Origin of the sequence: Pontibacter silvestris (assembly GCF_020907275.1) — a bacterium.
In the GTDB taxonomy this organism is placed as follows: domain Bacteria; phylum Bacteroidota; class Bacteroidia; order Cytophagales; family Hymenobacteraceae; genus Pontibacter; species Pontibacter silvestris.
The window spans coordinates 19,600-39,444 of record NZ_JAJJWI010000031.1; the positions used below are offsets into that span (position 1 = coordinate 19,600).

The 19,845-nt window shown below is 43.1% G+C and carries 18 protein-coding genes and 1 tRNA gene; 5 read left to right on the plus strand and 14 right to left on the minus strand.

From position 1 onward, the window contains the following. Window positions 1–55 precede the first annotated feature (55 nt). From LN995_RS19280 to LN995_RS19295, 4 genes are all read right to left on the minus strand, one after another. Window positions 56–1,663 carry a S8 family serine peptidase gene (locus LN995_RS19280; RefSeq protein ID WP_229962726.1) on the minus strand — a complete coding sequence of 536 codons (1,608 nt, stop codon included), beginning with the start codon at window positions 1,661–1,663 and terminating at the stop codon, window positions 56–58. A gap of 53 nt (window positions 1,664–1,716) precedes the next feature. Further along, complete coding sequence (locus tag LN995_RS19285) at window positions 1,717–3,177, minus strand: sodium:solute symporter (RefSeq protein WP_229962727.1); 1,461 nt, start codon at window positions 3,175–3,177, stop codon at window positions 1,717–1,719. 81 nt (window positions 3,178–3,258) lie between these two features. Continuing rightward, complete coding sequence (locus LN995_RS19290; protein ID WP_229962728.1) at window positions 3,259–4,275, minus strand: MBL fold metallo-hydrolase; 1,017 nt, start codon at window positions 4,273–4,275, stop codon at window positions 3,259–3,261. 279 nt (window positions 4,276–4,554) lie between these two features. Beyond that, the gene (locus LN995_RS19295) at window positions 4,555–4,905 is read right to left on the minus strand and encodes a hypothetical protein (protein ID WP_229962729.1); all 351 of its coding nucleotides are present in this window, start codon (window positions 4,903–4,905) and stop codon (window positions 4,555–4,557) included. A 497-nt stretch (window positions 4,906–5,402) separates the two neighbouring features. Between LN995_RS19295 and LN995_RS19300 the strand changes: the two genes are divergently transcribed. Further along, the gene (locus LN995_RS19300) at window positions 5,403–6,536 is read left to right on the plus strand and encodes a GAF domain-containing protein (RefSeq protein ID WP_229962730.1); all 1,134 of its coding nucleotides are present in this window, start codon (window positions 5,403–5,405) and stop codon (window positions 6,534–6,536) included. A 151-nt stretch (window positions 6,537–6,687) separates the two neighbouring features. Here LN995_RS19300 and LN995_RS19305 read toward each other — a convergent pair whose 3' ends face one another. The 5 genes from LN995_RS19305 to thpR form a co-directional block, all read right to left on the minus strand. Continuing rightward, entirely contained in the window at window positions 6,688–7,359 is a 672-nt protein-coding gene (locus LN995_RS19305) for a hypothetical protein (RefSeq protein WP_229962731.1), read from the minus strand. A 127-nt stretch (window positions 7,360–7,486) separates the two neighbouring features. Then, window positions 7,487–9,319, minus strand: coding sequence for a M61 family metallopeptidase (locus LN995_RS19310; RefSeq protein WP_229962732.1), 1,833 nt, complete (start codon window positions 9,317–9,319; stop codon window positions 7,487–7,489). Window positions 9,320–9,384: 65 nt separating this feature from the next. Then, window positions 9,385–10,038, minus strand: a complete 654-nt coding sequence (locus LN995_RS19315) for a class I SAM-dependent methyltransferase (RefSeq protein WP_229962733.1) — start codon at window positions 10,036–10,038, stop codon at window positions 9,385–9,387. 37 nt (window positions 10,039–10,075) lie between these two features. Continuing rightward, the gene (locus LN995_RS19320) at window positions 10,076–10,567 is read right to left on the minus strand and encodes a CinA family protein (RefSeq protein WP_229962734.1); all 492 of its coding nucleotides are present in this window, start codon (window positions 10,565–10,567) and stop codon (window positions 10,076–10,078) included. 74 nt (window positions 10,568–10,641) lie between these two features. Further along, window positions 10,642–11,190, minus strand: coding sequence for an RNA 2',3'-cyclic phosphodiesterase (gene thpR / locus LN995_RS19325; protein WP_229962735.1), 549 nt, complete (start codon window positions 11,188–11,190; stop codon window positions 10,642–10,644). Between the two features lie 94 nt (window positions 11,191–11,284). Between thpR and LN995_RS19330 the strand changes: the two genes are divergently transcribed. From LN995_RS19330 to LN995_RS19345, 4 genes are all read left to right on the plus strand, one after another. Next, on the plus strand, window positions 11,285–12,004 hold the full coding sequence (locus LN995_RS19330; RefSeq protein ID WP_229962736.1) for a phosphatase PAP2 family protein: 720 nt from the start codon (window positions 11,285–11,287) through the stop codon (window positions 12,002–12,004). A gap of 96 nt (window positions 12,005–12,100) precedes the next feature. Next, window positions 12,101–12,182 (plus strand) — tRNA-Leu (locus LN995_RS19335). Between the two features lie 760 nt (window positions 12,183–12,942). Beyond that, a complete protein-coding gene (locus tag LN995_RS19340; protein ID WP_229962737.1) occupies window positions 12,943–13,509 on the plus strand; it encodes a histidine phosphatase family protein in 567 nt (188 codons plus the stop codon). Between the two features lie 133 nt (window positions 13,510–13,642). After that, window positions 13,643–14,920 carry a DUF389 domain-containing protein gene (locus LN995_RS19345; RefSeq protein ID WP_229962738.1) on the plus strand — a complete coding sequence of 426 codons (1,278 nt, stop codon included), beginning with the start codon at window positions 13,643–13,645 and terminating at the stop codon, window positions 14,918–14,920. Between the two features lie 6 nt (window positions 14,921–14,926). On the opposite strand, the gene LN995_RS19350 is transcribed toward LN995_RS19345, so the two are convergent. The 5 genes from LN995_RS19350 to LN995_RS19370 all read right to left on the minus strand — a co-directional run bounded on the left by LN995_RS19350 (window position 14,927) and on the right by LN995_RS19370 (window position 19,217). Then, the gene (locus LN995_RS19350; RefSeq protein WP_229962739.1) at window positions 14,927–15,358 is read right to left on the minus strand and encodes an RDD family protein; all 432 of its coding nucleotides are present in this window, start codon (window positions 15,356–15,358) and stop codon (window positions 14,927–14,929) included. A gap of 84 nt (window positions 15,359–15,442) precedes the next feature. After that, complete coding sequence (locus tag LN995_RS19355) at window positions 15,443–15,943, minus strand: methylated-DNA--[protein]-cysteine S-methyltransferase (protein ID WP_229962740.1); 501 nt, start codon at window positions 15,941–15,943, stop codon at window positions 15,443–15,445. 20 nt (window positions 15,944–15,963) lie between these two features. Then, entirely contained in the window at window positions 15,964–16,410 is a 447-nt protein-coding gene (locus LN995_RS19360) for an RDD family protein (RefSeq protein ID WP_229962741.1), read from the minus strand. Between the two features lie 117 nt (window positions 16,411–16,527). After that, window positions 16,528–17,532 carry a c-type cytochrome gene (locus tag LN995_RS19365; RefSeq protein WP_229962742.1) on the minus strand — a complete coding sequence of 335 codons (1,005 nt, stop codon included), beginning with the start codon at window positions 17,530–17,532 and terminating at the stop codon, window positions 16,528–16,530. Between the two features lie 245 nt (window positions 17,533–17,777). Further along, window positions 17,778–19,217, minus strand: a complete 1,440-nt coding sequence (locus LN995_RS19370; protein ID WP_229962743.1) for a dicarboxylate/amino acid:cation symporter — start codon at window positions 19,215–19,217, stop codon at window positions 17,778–17,780. Window positions 19,218–19,845 lie beyond the last annotated feature (628 nt).

Sequence of the window (19,845 nt, forward strand, 5' to 3'; positions counted from 1 at the left end):
AAGCTGTACGGCTTGCTCCTCTTTTGATTTGCACTGGAATAGAAATCTTGCAGTTTTATTTATATGTTTCTGCCAGCTTTATGGCTTTATATGCATTTACAATACCTCCGGTACGAGAAAGCTCTGACATAGGTACCAATTCACCTGTACCCGGGTTAATAACTGGTTCATTCACCTTCTCGACAGATTCTTCTATAACAGCTTTAATCTGCTCAGCTGTCAGGTGAGGATAATACGATTCTATAAGGGCTGCCAAACCAGCTACTACCGGCGAAGCCATGCTTGTTCCGCTGAAAGGTGCATATTGGTTCCCGCCAGGAATAGTAGAGTAAATGTTGGCACCAGGTGCAAAAACATCAACTATATTTTTGCCATAGTTAGAAAATGGAGCAACTAGGCTGGTTCCTGCCGGGCCGCTGGCACCAACAGTAATCATGTTAGGAGCTTTTTTGTGCTTTTTAATGGTAAGCGGGTTAGGGAAGTAAGGTACTACATCTACATTCTCACTTTCGTTACCTGCAGCTTTTACCAAAAGTACATCATGCTTCTGTGCATACTTAATAGCATCTTCTACCCATTTTCTTTCAGGCGAAAAAGATTTACCAAAGCTCATGTTGATGATTTTAGCACCGTTGTCTACAGCATAACGGATGGCAAGGGCTATATCTTTATCATGCTCATCTCCATCTGGAACGGCCCTGATCATCATAATTTTTACAGCATTGGCCACACCATTGACACCTAAACCATTATCTCTGACAGCACCTATTATGCCTGCCACATGTGTTCCGTGGGTAGGGTCGCCTGCCATTATATTGCTGTTGCCATAGTAGCGGTCCTTAAAATTGCTGTAGTTATCTTCTACCACTCTGCCACGATAATCTACCGGAGGTGTTTCAGGAGCCTTTAAAGTCATTTTCATGCTATCGGCATATTGCTGCAGGTATTCTGGCAGTTGCTTGTTTGTTATACCTGGCTTTGCTTTCTCAAACATCAAACCATACAGTTTGGTAGCCTGTAGGGCTTTTACATTATTGGTTTTAAGCGTGTCCAGATCCTGTGCAGTAAAAGTGTCTGTTTTAAGGTAGCTTGTGAAGTAGCTGTCCAGCCTTGGGTAAATCTCCAGTAGGCTGTACAGCATTTCTACTGCCTGTCCCTCCTCTGATACTTCTATTACATGTGCTTTACTTCTGAGCCAGTCGTGGTACAACTGGCATTCTTTCTTTTTAACCTGTTCTTCAGAGGTTACATTAGCAAACTTGTCTTTGTACTTAAAGTAAAAGCGCTGGCTTTCGTAGGAGTCTTTTGTTACGTTTTTAGTAGGGTCATCGCTTCCTAAGAAGTTCCATCCGTAGATGTCTCCAGCATAGCCATTTTTATCAGGGTCTGTGCTGCCGCCTGCCATCTCCAGGCGGTTGTGCCATAAAACAGGCCGGAGGTCTTCGTGCAGCGTATCAATACCAGAGTCAATTATAGCAACAAGAACAGTGTCTGCCTTTTTGTTTTGTAATAATTCCTGGTAAGCTTTCTCTAAGCTGATCCCGTACACTCCATCTTTCTGATGATCCAGTAAATGCCAGTTCAGGGGTACTGTTTGTGCATTCTGCCCAAATGCAACTCCTGCAGAAAGGATAAGTGCTAAGGCTGCAACTATTCTCTTCATTATAAATTATATAAGTAATATGTGAAACTAAAGTCTTGCGTAATCTATAGCTATTACTGTGCCAGTTCTAACTTTTTGCCCTTGTTTGAAACAGCCATTAGTCCGGTAAAAGTTAGGAAGCCATTTAAAATAAGTACCTCAAAGCCAAATTCGTAACCCCAGAACCACTCTACTGAATTGGCACTGATGATGTATGTTAGGATAGGCGAAACGATACAGACAGCAGGTACAAAACGATCCTGGACGGCGCGCTTTGTGTAGAGCCCAAACGTGTAGAGCCCTAGTAAGGGTCCATAGGTATAGCCTGCTACTGTAAATACTGCCGTAATTACATTCTGATTATTCAGTACATCAAACGCCACGATTACCAGCACCATAATTACCGAGAAAGCAAAGTGTACGATATAACGCATACGTACCCGTTCTTGTTCGCTGCGATCTTTGAAGTTAAGAAAATCAACACAGAAGGAGGTGGTGAGGGCAGTAAGGGCGGAGTCGGCAGAAGCATACGTAATAGCAATAATACCGAGTATAAACACAATACCAAGGAAAGGGGAGAAGTGGTTCAGCGCCAGGTAAGGGTATACATCATCGCCTTTGGCTGGTAAGGAAATACCTTTAGATTCAGCATAAATATAAAGCAAGGCACCAAGTGTAAGAAAGAAGGTATTTACAAAAACAAGTATGATGCTAAATGATAGCATGTTCTTCTGTGCCTCCCAAATGTTCTTACAGCTAAGGTTCTTCTGCATCATATCCTGGTCCAGGCCTGTCATTACAATAGCAATAAAAGCACCGGAAAGGAATTGCTTCAGAAAATAGCGGCTGTCTTTCACATCCCAGAAAAAGACCTGAGAGTACTGGCTTTTCTTTACCGATTGCACCAGCCCCTGAAAGCCCATGTTTAACTCATCAGAGATTAGCCAGATGCTTACAATTACGGCAACCAGCATGGCAGCTGTCTGAAAAGTATCCGTCCAGATAATAGTTTTCATACCGCCCCGGAAGGTATATACCCAGATAAGGGTAATTGTAATGATGACAGAAACAGCAAAAGGCACTCCCAAATCATCGAAAACGGCTAACTGCAGCACTCCTGCCACCAGGAACAAGCGTATGGAAGCACCCAAGGTGCGTGAGAGGAGGAAGAAGGCGGCCCCGGTTTTGTAAGACCAATAGCCAAAGCGCTGCTCAAGGTATGTATAAATAGACACCAGGTTTAGGCGATAATACAGCGGCATCAGCACTGTGGCAATTACAAAGTAGCCTAGCAGATAACCTAAGACTACCTGTAGATAAGAGAACTGCGCTTTCTCCACCATTCCCGGAATAGAAACAAAGGTAACACCCGACAGCGAAGTACCAATCATTCCAAAAGCAACCACATACCAGGGGGACTTGCGGTTGGCTAAAAAGAATGTTTCGGAGTCTGTATTTTTACTAGTTAAATACGAAATAAGTATCAGTATGCAGAAATAGGCTATTATTAAGCCAATAATAAGAGTAGGAGACATAAGATTAAAATTTATGACAGGCTTTTTCAGAGCCTGAACACAAATATAGTAAAAGTATGTCTCCTCCTGCTGTTACAGCCTTCAAGCAAAGTCGTGCAGTAGTAAGGGTTCTCCTATAGCTGGTATTCTTAAGCCGCGCAGCATGCCTCCTGCTGCAATTTGCTCCAGCAACCGGACAGGCTCGCTTGCCGGTTCATCCGATAGGTCGAAGGTGCCGTAGTGCATTGGTATAAATGTGCCTCCTCTCAGCAGGTTATAGGCTTTTACTGCTTCATTTGGGTTAAGGTGGCTTTTACTCATCAGGAAAGATGGCTTGTAAGCTCCTACAGGCATCAGGCATACGTCCATTGGGCCGAATATATCTTCAATTTCTTCAAAGTGATTCCCTAAGGCGGTGTCTCCTGCAAAAAATAAAGTCAACTCAGTAGTCTTTATGACGAAACTACCCCACAGCACTTTGTTCATGTCTAACACCCCACGTCGGTACCAATGGGAAGCAGGGGCAAAGTAAATTTCTATACCATCAGGGGCCAGGTCGAACTTCTGAAACCAGCCAGCCTCCTGGTAGGGCAGGTGAGGGTCAATGCTCCGCAGTATGTTACCAGCCTCTAACGGTGCCAATGCTTTCATCTGCGGATTGTTTTTAAATACCGTCTGGATAGATTTCTTGTCAAGGTGGTCGCGGTGCCCGTGTGAAAGCAGTAGAAAGTCGATGTTACGCAACTGCTCTGGCGGGCAAGGCAAACCGGCGCGGCGCTTCACCATAGGAATGTCGTACAAGACCGGGTCTGTCAGAAACGTAACCCCATTAAACCTGATGAAAAAACTGGCATGCCCCAGCCACACCACCATATCCTGATCAGAGTACAAGAAGTCATTGCCTTTATGCACAGGTGGAGTATAGTCGTCTCTCTTCTTTTCTTCGCGCTGTGGGTTACGAGACAACTGCCACTTCAACACAGTACTAAAGTCAGGGTTATAGAGTTCATCACCATTAGCAAACCTGCCGTTTATAACTTTGTTACCCCTGTAATTAGGTTTTACGGTTTCTAATCTATCGTTTTTTAGGTGGCGGATACGGAGATTCTTCTTCTGCAAAATATCAACTATTGGTTCCGGTATTATTTAACAGCTAAACGTGCGTTTTGGTTAAAGTAATCTATAAGAATTAACTTTCAAAGTTTCCAGGGGGCTTATGAATGAGAATGTTTTAAATATTCTTTAAAAATGTCAATAACTATACAACCTCAAAAAGGGGCACTATACACAAATAATAGTACCCCTTTTTGAGGTTGTATAGTTGTGCAGTGCTTTAGGTTAGTGCTTAGATTGATAAAGGTTATGTGGTACCAGTGAAAGGTCTTTTACTTAAATTAATTAAGCATATTTAGCTGAAATGTTTTTGATTACCTGAATACCCTCAGTGGTAAGGAACCCATCCTTGTCCCAAAGTCCGTACCTCTTTAGCCCTTCCATGCTTGCGGCGTTCAAATGGTAATTAAAATAAAAGTGTTCATCGTTAGAAAGGGCTGGATCATAAACCTGTTCCTTGAATAATGTCTTAACGGCATGGTCACTTGCCCTGATGACCTCGTCAGGGTGAATTACCTCCAGCGAAGACTTTATAACTCTGAATATATCAGGTGAAATATCATGTTCCTGCGTGATTTCTTTTTTGAAAGTCTCTTCGTCGAGAGCCTTTACTGTTTTCTGATCGTTGGTTTTCATTGTATTAGATTGTTATGGGTGTTTGAATAATATTAAAAGTGCCTGACGGTTTTGGAAGAGATATTATTCAATAATTTGGTTATCAGTTTTTTATACGGCAAAGGGTTTAGGGTGGCTAATTAATGCTAAGTATTTGAATCAAAAAAGTAAGTATTTTATACAGATGCACTTTTATCCTTATTTTATGAAGTTTAGAATTACATAGAAGTAATGTCGCAGACTGATTTTATGGCTAAACAACTCAAAAGCAATGAACTTTAGCCTGAATCTAAGTTGCAGTTTTGATTTATCTTGTTAACTTATGTGCTTAATTAAGTTGCTTCTATTTGTTAGTTAAGCAAAGCTTTTCCCGGAAAGAATATTATTGGTTCTGCAGTAGGATAAAATTTAATGTAACAACATTAGTGATGTTTTTTGAAAAGTTATATATTCGGAAGTGTATATAGCTGTTATCCCTGTAGCCAAACTTAATATCTTCGAATACAAGCGTACAGATTATGGACGAACCATCAAGGCTTAGTGCACTAAGTTCATATCAAATTATGGACACGCTACCTCAGAAAGAATTGGATGAGGTAACAGAGCTTGCGTCTATTATTTGTGGAGTGCCTATATCACTTTTAACATTGTTGGATGCGGATCGGCAGTGGTTTAAATCGAAGGTGGGGTTAGATGCATCAGAAACTGCCAGGGAGTTTGCTTTTTGCAATTATACTATACAGTCAGCAGATGAGGTTATGGTTGTGCATGACTCTTTTGAAGATGAGCGGTTTAAGCTGAACCCTCTTGTAACAGGCAACCCTAATATTAGGTTTTACGCAGGAGCTCCGCTAGTTACTTCCGAAGGGCATGCCTTGGGAGCGCTTTGTGTTATTGACTGCAGGCCACGAACATTAACAGAAGAACAGAAGCGGGCACTAAAGTTACTCAGCAAAAAAGTAATAGACATATTTGAGTTAAGAAAAGCCCAGATAGAATCTAACCGGTTGTTTAAGTCAGATTCCCGGCGATTATTTGCTTTATCTGAACACTCGCCAGACTTTATTACTACGGTTAATGATTCCTTAAAAATCACTTATGCCAACAAAGCGCATGATGGTATTGGTCGTGGAGAGTTACTGGGGATGTTTATTTTAGAGATTATTGAACCTACCTTCAGGAAAGATTTTATCTTTCATTGTACCAATGTATTTCAGGAGGGGGAACAAACAAACTTGGATCTGAAACTTACCAATAGAGCAGGTAATAAACCATGGGTAACCTGTCGTATTGCTCCACTTAAAGAGGACAATGGGGCTGTATTTAATATTTTAGTGGTGTGCACAGACATTACTGAACGAAAGCTGGCAGAAGAAGACAAAAAAAAGCACATTAGATCGATGGAAGAGGTGATGTTTATGATCTCTCATCAGTTAAGAAGCCCTATATGCAGAGCGATGGGTTTAGCTGGCTTGCTGAGTTATGATGAAGTTTCTTATGAAGATAAGCTGGAGTGCATCCGGCATATTAATACTTCTATTTCTGAAGTTGAAAAGTTTTCGCGGGAGCTGTCAATGTTTGTAGAGTCATTAAAGACTGCTAATCACGGAAGCGGCAAGAAGCACTCTACTGATGGGGGGCTTTCTCTGTAATAAACTTTGGTTTTAAGACGGACTTTAGTTTTGCCTTTTCTATAGCTTGCTGCTTGCTGTAAACACATCATACACCTTGAGTTAAAACATGAAGAGGCGGTTTACACTTATAAGTAAACCGCCTCTTCATGTTTATAGAAAATATTTTTGTTTAGAATCCTCCGAAAGGGCTGTTATAGTAACCGCCATAACCCGGACCATAATAAGGGTTGTTAAATGACGAGGCTCCGTCTGTATAACGAACGCCGCCTGTTACAGAGAAGTTCTCTGTTATTTTGTAAGTAGCTTTAAAGTCAGCACCCATACGGCCAGGGCTGTTCAGCCTGTTATAAAGCGTGTTTTGGTTTGGCATGTTAGAGAAGTTCTTCCATATATGGCCGCTCAGTATAAGCCTGTCGCTGGCCAGGTAATCAACTCCTGCACTGGCTACATAGTTGCTGCTGGCATTGTTGCGGTACAACACTGTTGTACCTTCAGCTGTTCTGACGGGTACATCGTGTGCTATTACGTTTACATAAGCCAAACTGGCGTTTACCCTGAAGCGGTTGCTTACCTGGTAACGGACGGACGGCTCCAAATAAGTAGCTGCTCCGAACAAGCTGTTGAAGCTGGCTCCCGCCGAAAGGCTATAACTTAGCTTAGGGCCATCCCAGGAAGGTTTAGGCTTTGCAGCCTGTCCTGCTAAAGGTAATGTTGTATCGGCTGGCACTGCTATAGTAGGCACTGGAGTAGCATCTAAATTAGGTTTTGTACCTGATTGTGCTACTACATGCCCTGACCAAAGCAGGCTGATGGCTAGTATCGTTTTTGTTAATATTTTCACGTGAAAACTGAAGAAGTATAAGTTCTAGTACTAAGATAAAGGATAACAGATTCAAAATCAACTATTATGCCTATTATAGAAAAACGACATACAAGCTGATTTGTTGTGCCGGCTTGTTATACCTTACCTACTTCGACTTTGAACCAAGCCAGGCTTTTCTGAACTTCTCCATTTTAGAGGTAAGCTTTTTACTAGCGTCTTCATAAGGTACCACCTCTATGGTTTGAACCTCATTTAAAACAAGCGTAGTAGTGCGTGTCTGGGCCAGGCGTTTGAAAGTAATGGGAATGCTGTCGCCAGGTTTGTGGCTGCTTAAGATATTTTTCAACTCTTCTGCTGTTGTTACAGTTTTACCGTCAAGCGATATAATAATATCGGTACGGTCTAAGCCAGCTTTGTAGGCAGCAGAGTTAACATAAGTGCCAGCCATTATTTCGGCACCCTCTTCCCCATATTTTAAAGCGATCATGCCTAGGCTGGCCGCGCCAGGGTTTGCTTTCCGAAGCTCGAAACCTGCCTTTGCCAACAGCGCTGCATAGTCCGGTAATTGGCTACCCCGAATGCTGTTCTGAAAGAAGTCTGTAGCCCATGCTTTGTCGCCGCTCACTTCGGCCAGTGTTTCTTCCAGGTCAGACAGCACATAGGCTTTTTCTGTTTTACCATACTTGCGCCACAGGGCCTGCATGTAGTCATCCAGTGTTTTATTGTACTGCTGCCGAAGCGTCATATCCAGGGCTAAGCCTACCATGCTTCCATAAGTGTAGTAGGAGATGAAAGTGTTCTGTCGGTTAACGGGGTCTACAGATCGGGCGGCATCTACAAACGGTGCCTGCATGCTCATCTCAACAAGGCTGTGGTACTGGCGGCCTGGCGAAAGCAACACATAGTTAAGGTCTCCTGCCAGGTCTGAAGCATATTTCTTTACATCAAATATGCCGCTGCGCTTCATAATCATATCGCCGTAGTAGCTGGTGAAACCTTCGGCCAGCCACAGTAACTCTGACATATTTGCTTCCTGAAAATTAAAAGGCTCGAGGCTTTTTGGACGGATACGCTCCACGTTCCAGGAGTGGAAATACTCATGGGAAACCGTGTTCAGTAAGCCTGGCATAGCCGAGGCAAGAGGCTGCGAACTGGTAAGAATCGTAGAGTTACGGTGTTCCATGCCATCGCCTACTGCCTGTGGCATATAGCAACCTATAAAAGTGTATCGGCCAAAGTCGTAGTCAGGAAGCTCGCCATAAACGGCACGTTGCTCGGCTACAATTCTTTTTGTTTTTTCCACATACTCGTTAAACTCTTCCGGTGTACCAGTGTGGTGCAGTGTTACCTGTATGGTTTTAGGCTGGCCGTTATCGTTTACTGTCCATTCTGCAAAGTCAAAGTTGCTAAGCTCAGTCGGGCTGTCCATCAGGTACTGGAAGTTAGGGGCATAGTAGGTGTTGCCCTGCTCTGGTTTCAGTTGTGTGGCTACTTTCCAGTTGCTTCCCTGCGGAATATGGAATGTTACATAAGCCGGGGATTGCTCAAACCCTTGGGCGTACATAAGTGTGGCGGGCATGTTCAGGTGCGCGTGCGTTTCGTCTATACCCGCATATGTGCCATCGGCATGGTCGCCAAATAAGGTGTAGCTTACTTTAACACTGCCGTTATGCCCTGTCACAACCCATTGGTGCAGGTTGGCTTTGCTAATATGCAATTGCTTGCCCTGGGCATCGGTAGCACGAACATTATAAACGTTTTTGGCGAACTCATGTATAGCGTAGCGCCCTGGTGAGGTGCGTGGCATGAGTACCTTTAAAGTATCGGTGTTTATGCCGGAAAAGGTGACTTCCACCTGTGCTTCGTGGTGCACAGCATTCGGAAAAGAGAGGCTGTAATCTACTTGCTGCTGTGCCAGTATCGGATGAGCCAGCAGGGCCAGACCCAGGCCTAGCAGGCTGCCTAGTTTATTTTTCATCAGGAGATTTAATAATCAAAATAAAGATTTAAATATAGCGATTGTAAGCTGTTGTCACAAATGCATTAGCTTTTCGCATAAACTTTACTCTGAATCATGCTGCCGTAAAATACATACTGGTGCTCCTGTTGCAGCTTAAGCGTTTGGAAGTGCCGGGTATAGTCAGGAAATTCCTGTGCTTTTACATCGCTTAATACTCTAAAAAAATGGTACATGCTCTTTTCAAGCAGGCGTTGCCATAGGGGAGGAGGCTGACGTACAGGAGAGAAATCAGTAAAGAACCATTTTCCTCCTGAAACGAGAGAGGCGTTTAGCTTTTTCATCAGCTGCGAAAGGCGCTGTTCCGGGAAAAGATCTAGCAGGAAAGGTGTAATGATGATATCGAACTGATCCTGTACCTGCAGTACCTGCTCTGTGCCGACACGGAAAGTTACCTTACAAGTATGCTGTTGTTTATATTGTCGATAACGCTGCTCTGCCAGTTTCAGCATGGCAGGAGAGGCTTCTAAGTAGTAAATGTTTAGATGTTTGTGTGCAGATAATAGTTGCTCCAGTAGCCAGCCGCTGCCTCCGCCTATAAGAAGGACCCTGGCCTTTGGCGAAAGATGAGGTAGCAGGGCCAGTTGCGCTTTTTGAAGAGCTTTGCCAAACACAAGCCTGGCAAGGCGATCATAGAAAGGGGCAACACGGTCGAAGCCGCTATCAGGTAAGGTAGGCAAAGGCTTTTAAAAACAGTTATAATGGCAAATATAAGGCTTAGCGGCCATAGTGCTGATCGAGCAGCCCTTTCAGCTTTTCAAACACATAGTTAGTGATTTGTTCCCGGATGCTTTCTGTGTCGCCTTTAAAAACCTCTCTGAATTCCTCTGCTTTGCCATCGTATAAAAAAGACACAAAGGTAGTACCTACTGGCTTTTCGGGTGTTTCGGAGCCTCCTTCACCTGTCAGGCCTGTAATGGCAATGCAAACATCAGCGTCCAACAGCTTTTTTAAGCCCATTACCATTTCATTGGTTACTTGCTGCGATTCTGCTGTGTAAAGCTCCAGTGTTTCTTTCTTTACATTTAATAACTTTTGCTTTACTTCAGGCTGATAAACGACCATGCTTCCTTTTAAGACATCGCTACTGCCAGTGGCCTTCACAAACTCAGATGCCAGCATACCGGCGGTACAGCTTTCTGCAAAAGCTACCGTTAACCCATTGTCCTTCAGTTGCAGCACCATTTCGGTTAGGTCTTTCTCCTTCATTATTTTTAACTTAATTCATAATTTAATGCAGCATATCTTACTCGTTTCTGTTTATATAGGTTTTTTACAGGGTTTTAACCTAGTGTATATGTTTCCAGTACTGTATATACCGGGTGCGGTGAGGTAAGTGTCGATTGCCAAAGGGCTATGCTGTTTACCTCCAGCGTATAATCATGCTCGGGCACAAGTGCCGGGAGGCGCTTGGGTGTCGGTTGGCCTTTACGGAAACGAGCCATAGTTACGTGCGGAATAGCCTTCTGCTTTTTAGGTGGTTCTGTTGCCAATGCCTGTACAAGATCATGGCTTAAGGCCTCAAATGCCTGGTGCTGCTGAAACCTTGCCCATATCAGGCGTGGTGAATGGGCGTTAGGACCTGCCTCTGTACTGGCCAGAAATAAGGTAAACGGTGCATGGCGTTTAGTTACTTCAGCTAAAGCTTGCTTAATGGCAGGGAGTTCCTGCTGTGGTACGTTCCCGATAAAGAAGAGTGTAAGGTGCAGATTGTCTAAAGGTACTGCCCTGACGGCAGGCTGCAAAAAAGGCTGTAGTTGCTCCTGTAAATTTACCTTTAGTGGAGAGGGAAGCGTAGCTGCCACAAACAGCCGAATTTCTTCTTGTGTCATAGGATAAAGAAAATAGGTAATAAAACATCGGTTTGGTGTACGTGTGTGTCAGTGGTAGGTGTTGTTGCGTAGAAGTATAAAATTGCTTTGAATTATGATTAAGAATTTCTATAAAAAATTAGGTGCTGGCCTTGCTCTGTTTACCGTGGAGCTGCTATTTATATGGCTTCTCTTTATTATATGCATTATCGTGTTTTTTTACTTAAGCAGTGAGATAATAGCAGGGGATAAGTTGGGGCTGGATGATGCTGCTTTTAGCTTTGCAGCAGGTATTACTACGCCAACACTTACCGCTGTTATGGAGGTTATTACCTTTTTTGCCTCACGGCAGTTTCTGACGCCGGCGGCACTACTGCTGATAGCCTACTTTATATTTGTACGGAGACACCGGTGGTATTCTCTGAAAGTGCCTGTGGTGGCTTTGGGAAGCATTACTTTAAACCTTGTGCTTAAGTTTTTCTTTGACAGGCCACGGCCACTTATGCCCTTGGTAGAGACTTCCGGTTTAAGCTTTCCGAGCGGGCACTCTATGGTAGCCGCTTCTTTTTATGGTCTCATTATACATATCGTCTGGAAAAATGTAGCTTCTCTGGTGTGGCGGTACACGCTGTCGGCCCTGTTGGTTATGTTTATACTACTAATTGGTTTTAGCCGGGTTTACTTACGGGTGCATTATGCTACCGATGTGCTAGCCGGTTTTGCTGCAGGGCTACTGTGGGTAATAATTGGAATTGGTGTTTTGAGACGTATGGAGAAATTTTCTAAAAAAGAACTAGCCCCTGTGGTAGAGGAAGATATGCCCACCGGAAAATAATTTCTTGATTTGTGCATTGTAGAAATCGAAATCTGTTTTACATTTGCAAACCCAAACCACCACATGATGGGACACTGAATCTGATTTGGTGTACTTGCGCACGTGGCGAAACTGGTAGACGTGCAGGTCTCAGAAGCCTGTGCCTTCGGGTGTGGGAGTTCGAATCTCCCCGTGCGCACACAAAAAAAAGCGGGCACTGATTTTAAAATCAGTGCCCGCTTTTTTTTGTGTGCAATATTTAATCTCATTTATTCTGATGTTCTCAGATAGGGCAGCACCTAAGAATCTGAGAAAGGAATGAGCAGGAAGGCACAATATTTAAGCTTAAAGAAGCCAGGAAAATGGGTGGCTGATTAGCCTCCCATTTTCCTGGCTTCTTTAAGCTTAAATATCTGATAGAAAGGTAAATTAGTCCTAAAAAGACCACTATAACAGGCAAAAGGATGTTTCTTAGCTCAAAGTTGTATTCTGTGAGTTGAGGATANTGGCTGATTAGCCTCCCATTTTCCTGGCTTCTTTAAGCTTAAATATCTGATAGAAAGGTAAATTAGTCCTAAAAAGACCACTATAACAGGCAAAAGGATGTTTCTTAGCTCAAAGTTGTATTCTGTGAGTTGAGGATATTTTAGGAATAGGATAAGCATTATGTCAACCAGCCACACAAACTGTGTATTGTACTATTTCAAGATCCAATGCTTGCTGTTAAAATGCATGTGGCTGAATGTCGAGCAGATTCCTTTCAGGCTTATTATCCACCGGTTCACCCGGGCACAGTAAGCACCGAATTTATTTCGGAGAAAGTTCTCTTCGGCCAGTACTATAGCCTGAAAAATAAACAGAAATAAAGGAATAAACACCCCAACATAATTCGCTCTAAGCATAACTTTACAGTCAGGTTCTCAACAAATAAAAAGGAGGGCCACCACTAAAAGAATTGTATGAAAAATACTGCCTTCAAATTACTGCTGGCGCTGCTGTTTATCAGCCTTGCTGCATGCAGAAACACACCGTCTGCAACATCAGGTGTGGCCGTTGAATCTAAATGGAGTTCTGTGCGGCCTACAGTCGTTTATGTGGTACGCCATGCTGAAAAAGATACCTTAGACCCTGCTAACAAAGACCCTGATCTTACAGAACAGGGAATGGCAAGGGGAGAAGCATTAAAGCAGTTCCTTGCAAACGAACAAGTTAACGGGCTTTTTGCTACAAAGTACATCCGTACGCAAAACACGCTGAAGCCTCTGGCTGAGGTACATAATCTGCAGGTAAACCAATATAAAGCTGATAATTTTAATGGTTTAAAAGAACAGGTACTACAACAGTTTAGAGGAGGAACAGTGGTGGTGGCTGGTCATTCTAACACTTTACTACCTATACTGGAGGCATTTGGAGTGTCAAGGCCTATACAGAAGATCTCCGAGACAGAATACAGTTATATATTTAAGCTGATTGTAAGCCCCGATAATACTGCAGTGGTGGAAGTAGATTATTACGGAGAGAAGTAAGAATAGCAGGAAAACTGGATAGAAAGAAGCCTTTCCGGGAGTAGCCAGAGAGGCTTCTTGTTTTTTTATTAAATGATGCTTCTGACACCTGAGCTGCTCATGCTCCGTATGGAAACATAAACAATAGGAGATTATGCGGCAACTGACAATTAAGGTGCCTGCCGGAGCAGGGCAGGAGGTTATCAAAAAAGCAGAAGGACTGGATGGGAAAAATTTATCGTTACAACAGACCGAATCAGGAGACTTGGTAACAGTGTACTTAAATAATAAGCTGGTTAGTAATTTTATTGAACAGATCAGTAACTTGGAGGATGCAGAAATTAGCCTTGTTCCCCGTGGTATGATTACACTTTACCCACCACGGAAACAGGCACCAGATCAGGTAACGGATGTGACCTATCGAAGCCCCATTGAAATATTCCTGGGAGGGTTACAAAGTGTAGGTTCCAGAACAGGGCTTATAGGTTATGCTGTGGCAGGAGGACTTATTGCCTGGATTGGCCTGTATACGGGCACAAGCTATTTGTTGGTTGCTGCTATGTTAGTCGCTCCTTTTGCCGGACCAGCCATGAATGCAGCGTTGGCAGCCTCTTCAGGTAAGATGGACCTGCTGAAGAAAAGCCTGATACGGTACTTCTTAGCCATTGGAACAGCTGTAGTTGTTAGCTTTCTAATGAGCTTTGTAGTGCAGCAGGATCATGCCACACCCATGATGGTCGACGTAAGCCAGATATCGCAGGTATCCATATTGTTGCCTTTAGTTGCTGGCTTTGCCGGAGGTATAAACCTGGTGCAGTCGGAGCGGGATAGCTTGGTTTCAGGGGCCGCAGTGGGTATGCTGGTAGCTGCTTCTCTTGCACCGCCTACAGCTCTTATTGGTATGGCTTTGAACTTTGGTAACTGGCAGTTAATCCGCAGTGGTATTTTCCTTCTGACATTACAGTTAGCTGGCATTCAGTTGTCTGCGGCTTTGGTTTTTCGTTTTATGGGTAAGGTAACTATCAAAGGAGTACGCTTTGCAGGTGGGAAAGAATATGTATTCAAATTGTCGATGATTGTTTCTGCCATTATTGTCGCGGGCTTACTCTACTGGCAGTTCTCCAAGCAACCTGGCTTACAGAAAGCCAGCCTGACCACACAAATTACTGAAACAATGCACACTGCCCTCGATAAAGAGGTTAAAGACGTGAAGACAATAGAAGTTAATGCTCGTTTTACCAGGGGTACTTTGCCGAATAAAAATCCCGTTATTTGTGAGCTTTATCTGTTAAACCAAAGCGATAGTCTGACAGACGAACAAATGAAAAAACGTGTGGAGGACCTGCTACGGACACGTATTAAAGAGAAAGACTATAACGCTGATCCGATGTTTAGCATTACCATGCTGGACTATGACAAAGAAATAGAATAAAGCAGCTTATTTGGCGACAACTTGTGAGTTTGCCAGACGGTCATGAAACAAGCTACGGGTAAAGTAAGGTAGTCCGTTAAGAAAACGGATGAGGATGACAAAAAGCGTAAAAGGCTTGGCGAAAAAACGAACTGATGCCTGCCTTAAAGATAATCTGAAACCTGAAGTACCTGTTACTTTTAGCCCAAGCAGGTACTTGCCTAATGTTGCCTGGCAGGGGCATACTTCTGTGCCTGCAAAGTATAGCCAACTTAACAAAAAATGTAGCCATCGCTCAGGCTTTATCAACAACGCTTCATCGTCGCTACTAAAAGTAAGGTAATCTGCAATACCTATTAAGGTAAGCAATATGAACATATCCAGCATAAATGCAAGTACACGTGTGCTCAGGTCTGCAAGTGCTATGTTCTTGTTCGATTGAGTATAAGTTGTCTGCATATATGGTACTAAAATACGATCGCTAATTCTTATACTAAGATGTATGCTTGATGTTGCAGTAAATTGTTGCTTCCGTTGATAACTTTAAAATAATACAAGTTGTTTATTAGCAGGTAGATAGCCTTCGTGTCGCAGTAGCCATTCTTTTCTCCATAAGCCCCATGCATAGCCTGTTAAGCTATTGTCGCTGCCAATTACACGGTGGCAAGGTACCACTATACTGATAGGGTTTTTCGCATTTGCTGCCCCAATGGCTCTAATAGCTTTTTCTCCGGATGTAGCCCTGGCTACGTCCATATAAGATGCCACCTTGCCGAAAGCAATACTTTGGAGTTGCTTCCACACCTGTTGCTGGAAAACTGTGCCTGTTGCTTGCAGCGGTAAGTCAAAGGTCTGTCGCTCTTTATGAAAGTACTCTTCCAACTGTTGCACACAGGTTGTAAGGCAGGTCGGTGGCGTTAACGAAGCGGCCACTGTCGGTTCTTCACTGAAAAGGACAGCAGTAATGCTTTCGGATGTACCCGTAATCCGGAGCGTACCAATAGGAGAGTTATAATAGGTAGTGTGGCTGTTTAGATCTATCATAAAGCTGGCAGTGAAGCTGTTTAGTACCTGTATACAAGTGTTCGGGCAATCATATCGTGGAGTGCCTGTCGTTGCGGGGTAAAAGCTGCCATCAGGTAACCGATCAAAAAGATAATGGCTGATATAATCTTTGAGAAGTGACGGACAGTGGCTCTGGCTAATGTCATTCGTTCGCCCATTTCATCTGTTACAAATATTCCCATCATCTGCTTACCTAAGGTGGCCTGGTATACAGAGCTTTCCAAGCCGGCATAGTAAATCCAGTTCAGCAGTACACCAAAAACATTAAGAAGTATAAAAGTAGACTGTTCTTGCGGGTTGTATGGAAAAAACACCCGGAGCAAAGTAAATATAAAAAGGCTGACAATAAAGGTGATAAGGCCATCTAAGAAGGCTGCCATAAACCGGGCCCAGAAACTGGCCAGTTGCGGTGTATGAGCCTCGCCGTCTGATTCGTAAGGGTTCATTAAGTGATTTTTGATGTTATTGTTGCACCTAAATTAACAATAACATTGGCAGAACTGCAATTTAAAAAAGGCTCCGGCTAACAAAGGCTCTTTTTAAATAAAAGTATTTGAACCTAATTAAGACTTACTGACATCTTTATGAGTACGTGTAAATTTCTCCACTTTATTTTTGTTAGGCTCTAACGACATTAGGTATTTGTAAATAGCACGCAGGTCCTCCTCTTTCATTCCAGCATACATTTTCCAGGGCATTAGGGTATTAAAATCATCAGAACCAAGTTTACTTGCCGTTATGGCTGGGTCTACGTACATTTTAAATCGCTTTACAAAGGCATCTTCTGTCCAGGTGCCTATGCCTGTTTCTTTATCTGGTGTGATGTTAGAAGAGCGAAGCGTTCCGTTTGGGAAAGGGTATTCAAAGCCTCCTGCCATAAACTTGCCTTCAATTGGAGTTCCTTTTTCTTGCGGTGTGTGGCACTCAGGGCAGCCTGCAATTGTCAAAAGGTATTTTCCATAAGATACTTTATCGCCAAGAGCACTTTGTTTGGTGGGTTTAGGCATTGTTGCCATCGTGCGCAGAATCAGGTTCATCGGGAAATCAGCTTCTGATGCTGGTATATTGTTACTGATTGGCTGTAAGGTGCGGAGGTAAGCAACAATAGCATAAGCGTCTTCAGTAGTCATCTGGCTATAAGCTTTATAAGGCATTACAGGAAACAAAGGATCGCCACTTTTGTTTACGCCAGATGTTATGGCACGATATATTTCGCCGTCTGTCCAGTTACCTAAGCCACTTTCTTTGTCAGCTGTAATGTTTTTGGCGTAGAAAGTGCCTGGAAAGCCCATGGAGTGGTCAAACTTTTCGCCGCCTTTCCCGATAGTGCCAGGCATAGGAGGAGCGGAAAAGCGCGAGAAGTCACGTGAAGAATGGCAGTCGATGCAGACACTTACGTTATTTGCCAAGTATTCTCCTCTCTTAATCAGTTCCGGTGTTGTTTTAATGGTGATGACAGGAGCAGCATCCACGTTAGGAAAAGCATATTGTAGGTAAATAATACCGGCAGCAACTATTACTACGAAAGCAACTGCCACGTATCCTGCTAGTTTTAAGACCTTTTTCATAATAGAGACAACATTAAGTATTATATACACAAAGACGATTTAGGCTCTAAGATCTTGGGAAATTCCGGTACTAATATAAATAAAATAGAGATTATAAGTAAAATTTATCTTTGTATATTTATATGCATTGAAGCGGTATAAATGTTGCGTATAAAGCAAAGAAGCCCTGGCTTTAAAAGCCAGGGCTTCTTTGCTTTACTAATAAAGTTTGAGAGGCTTAGAGGCTCTTACCTGTGCAGAGGTGCTTAGACCAATTCAGCCGGTTTATCTTCTTCTGTATGCAGCAGATTGGTTAGCTCAGGATCGGTTGTTTCTACTAAGCCCGTTTCTGGTTGTAAGTTGAACTCTCCTTCCCAACGGGCAACCACTGCTGTAGCCAGGCAGTTACCGACTACGTTCACAGAAGTACGGGCCATGTCCATCAGTTCATCAATACCAAGAATAATAAAAATAGGCTCTACTGGCAAATTGAAAGAGGCAGCGGTGCCTAGCAGAATTACGAGCGATGCGCGTGGAACTCCTGCAACACCTTTACTTGTCAGCATCAGCGTGAAAACCATTAACAGCTGCTCTTGCCATGTCATGTTTATGCCAGCTGCCTGTGCCACGAAAACAGAAGCCAGTGAAAGGTATAAGGTAGTGCCATCCAGGTTAAAGCTGTAGCCGGTGGGCATAACGAAAGCCACAATTTTACGTGGTACACCAAGCTTTTCCATTTCCTCCATGGCACGGGGAAGAGCTGCCTCAGAACTGGTAGTAGCAAAAGCAATAGAAACCGGGCCGGAAATTGCTTTCAGGAAGCGCTTAACCGGTACGCCTGCTATAAGGGCTACAGGTAAAAGCACCAGCACCAGGAAAGCCACCAGGGCAACATACAGGGTAAGAAGCAACTGGATCAGGTTTAGCAAGATGCCAAAGCCCATATGCCCTACCGTGTAGGCAATAGCAGCACCAACGCCTATAGGTGCAAAGTACATAATAATGTTCGTAAACTTGAACATGGTTTCGGACAGGCTCTCGCAAAAGTCCAGCATGGGCTTGCGCTTTTTCTCTGCCACCATAGCCAGCCCAATACCAAACAACACGCTGAAGATAACAATCTGGAGTACCTGCCCTTCTGCTATTGACTTGGCAATATTTTCGGGGAACACGTGCAGAATAATATCTGAAACTGTTTGTTTAGCCGGAGCCTGAATATTTTCTGTGTTTTCAGCTTCTTTGAGTACAATGCCTTCACCAGCTTTACTGACGTTAATAGCTGCCAGACCAATAAAAAGGGCCAGTGTGGTCACAATCTCAAAGTAAATGATAGCTTTCAAACCCATTCTTCCGACCTGTTTCAGGTTAGAGTGTCCAGCTATACCAACAACCAGGGTAGCAAAAATCAGCGGTGCAATAATAGTCTTGATCAGCTTAAGGAACACCTTGCTGAGCACGTTCAGGTTTTGGGAGAATTCCGGAAAGTCATTTCCTATTTCAGCACCTACCACCATACTAATCAGGATCCATGTGGTGAGGGAGCGCTTCTGTAGCCTATAAACAGCCAGAACACCTATCGCAGCCCAGCGAACTGCCATCAAAACCTCAGAAGATAACGCTATGAACTGGTATTGCTGTAAAACAGTAATAATAGCTGCCAGTGTAATGCAGATTAACGTGACAATTGGAATGAAAGACTTTCTCATAAAAAGTAAATAAGGGCATTGCTAAGTGCAAACGCCGGACGTAATATACTGTCAGCTAGTGTTCCCAAAAAAGGTTAAATGTGCCTGTTTAAGGAATGGGCATAGCTATAAAAACTTAGCAAATATAAGAGCTTTAAATACATGGACAATATTTGTAAGGGATGGCTATAACTATTTTTTTAGCCAGTTTATTCCTTCCTTAGATAGTTGAAAGCTTGGTACCCGACAACAGAAATAGCTTCAATATCTTGTTGCCTAACTTTAACTTTTGAAGGAAATGTTGTTTAAACATAAGTGTGTATTGTGTGGTTATAGAAAAGAAGAACAGGTAAAGCCAAGTGGAGAAGGGAAGAAGTGATGGCGTAATGTTTAACCTTATCAGAAAGAAATCTAAGCTAAAGGAACTGTTTGATATGCCTTAGGTAAGGAACATAAGGGGCAAGTATTAAAATAAGATGGCTGAGCGGTTTTGTAAAATGTTTTAAAATGCATTATTTTGATATAAATATTTTAGAACTAAACTAATTCAAAGCAAGATATTACAGGCGTGTTTGTTAATGCACCTGGTTAATTGTATTAAAAATAATAGGAGGTTGTGAATGAGAATAGAAGAAGAGATAAAGCAGTC

Bases quoted from the DNA above. Each gene is read 5' to 3' on its own strand.
- LN995_RS19280 (WP_229962726.1), bottom strand. From the start codon at position 1,663: ATGAAGAGAATAGTTGCAGCCTTAGCACTTATCCTTTCTGCAGGAGTT.
- LN995_RS19285 (WP_229962727.1), bottom strand. From the start codon at position 3,177: ATGTCTCCTACTCTTATTATTGGCTTAATAATAGCCTATTTCTGCATA.
- LN995_RS19295 (WP_229962729.1), bottom strand. From the start codon at position 4,905: ATGAAAACCAACGATCAGAAAACAGTAAAGGCTCTCGACGAAGAGACT.
- LN995_RS19300 (WP_229962730.1), top strand. From the start codon at position 5,403: ATGGACGAACCATCAAGGCTTAGTGCACTAAGTTCATATCAAATTATG.
- LN995_RS19310 (WP_229962732.1), bottom strand. From the start codon at position 9,319: ATGAAAAATAAACTAGGCAGCCTGCTAGGCCTGGGTCTGGCCCTGCTG.
- LN995_RS19320 (WP_229962734.1), bottom strand. From the start codon at position 10,567: ATGAAGGAGAAAGACCTAACCGAAATGGTGCTGCAACTGAAGGACAAT.
- thpR (WP_229962735.1), bottom strand. From the start codon at position 11,190: ATGACACAAGAAGAAATTCGGCTGTTTGTGGCAGCTACGCTTCCCTCT.
- LN995_RS19330 (WP_229962736.1), top strand. From the start codon at position 11,285: ATGATTAAGAATTTCTATAAAAAATTAGGTGCTGGCCTTGCTCTGTTT.
- LN995_RS19340 (WP_229962737.1), top strand. From the start codon at position 12,943: ATGAAAAATACTGCCTTCAAATTACTGCTGGCGCTGCTGTTTATCAGC.
- LN995_RS19345 (WP_229962738.1), top strand. From the start codon at position 13,643: ATGCGGCAACTGACAATTAAGGTGCCTGCCGGAGCAGGGCAGGAGGTT.
- LN995_RS19350 (WP_229962739.1), bottom strand. From the start codon at position 15,358: ATGCAGACAACTTATACTCAATCGAACAAGAACATAGCACTTGCAGAC.
- LN995_RS19355 (WP_229962740.1), bottom strand. From the start codon at position 15,943: ATGATAGATCTAAACAGCCACACTACCTATTATAACTCTCCTATTGGT.
- LN995_RS19360 (WP_229962741.1), bottom strand. From the start codon at position 16,410: ATGAACCCTTACGAATCAGACGGCGAGGCTCATACACCGCAACTGGCC.
- LN995_RS19365 (WP_229962742.1), bottom strand. From the start codon at position 17,532: ATGAAAAAGGTCTTAAAACTAGCAGGATACGTGGCAGTTGCTTTCGTA.
- LN995_RS19370 (WP_229962743.1), bottom strand. From the start codon at position 19,217: ATGAGAAAGTCTTTCATTCCAATTGTCACGTTAATCTGCATTACACTG.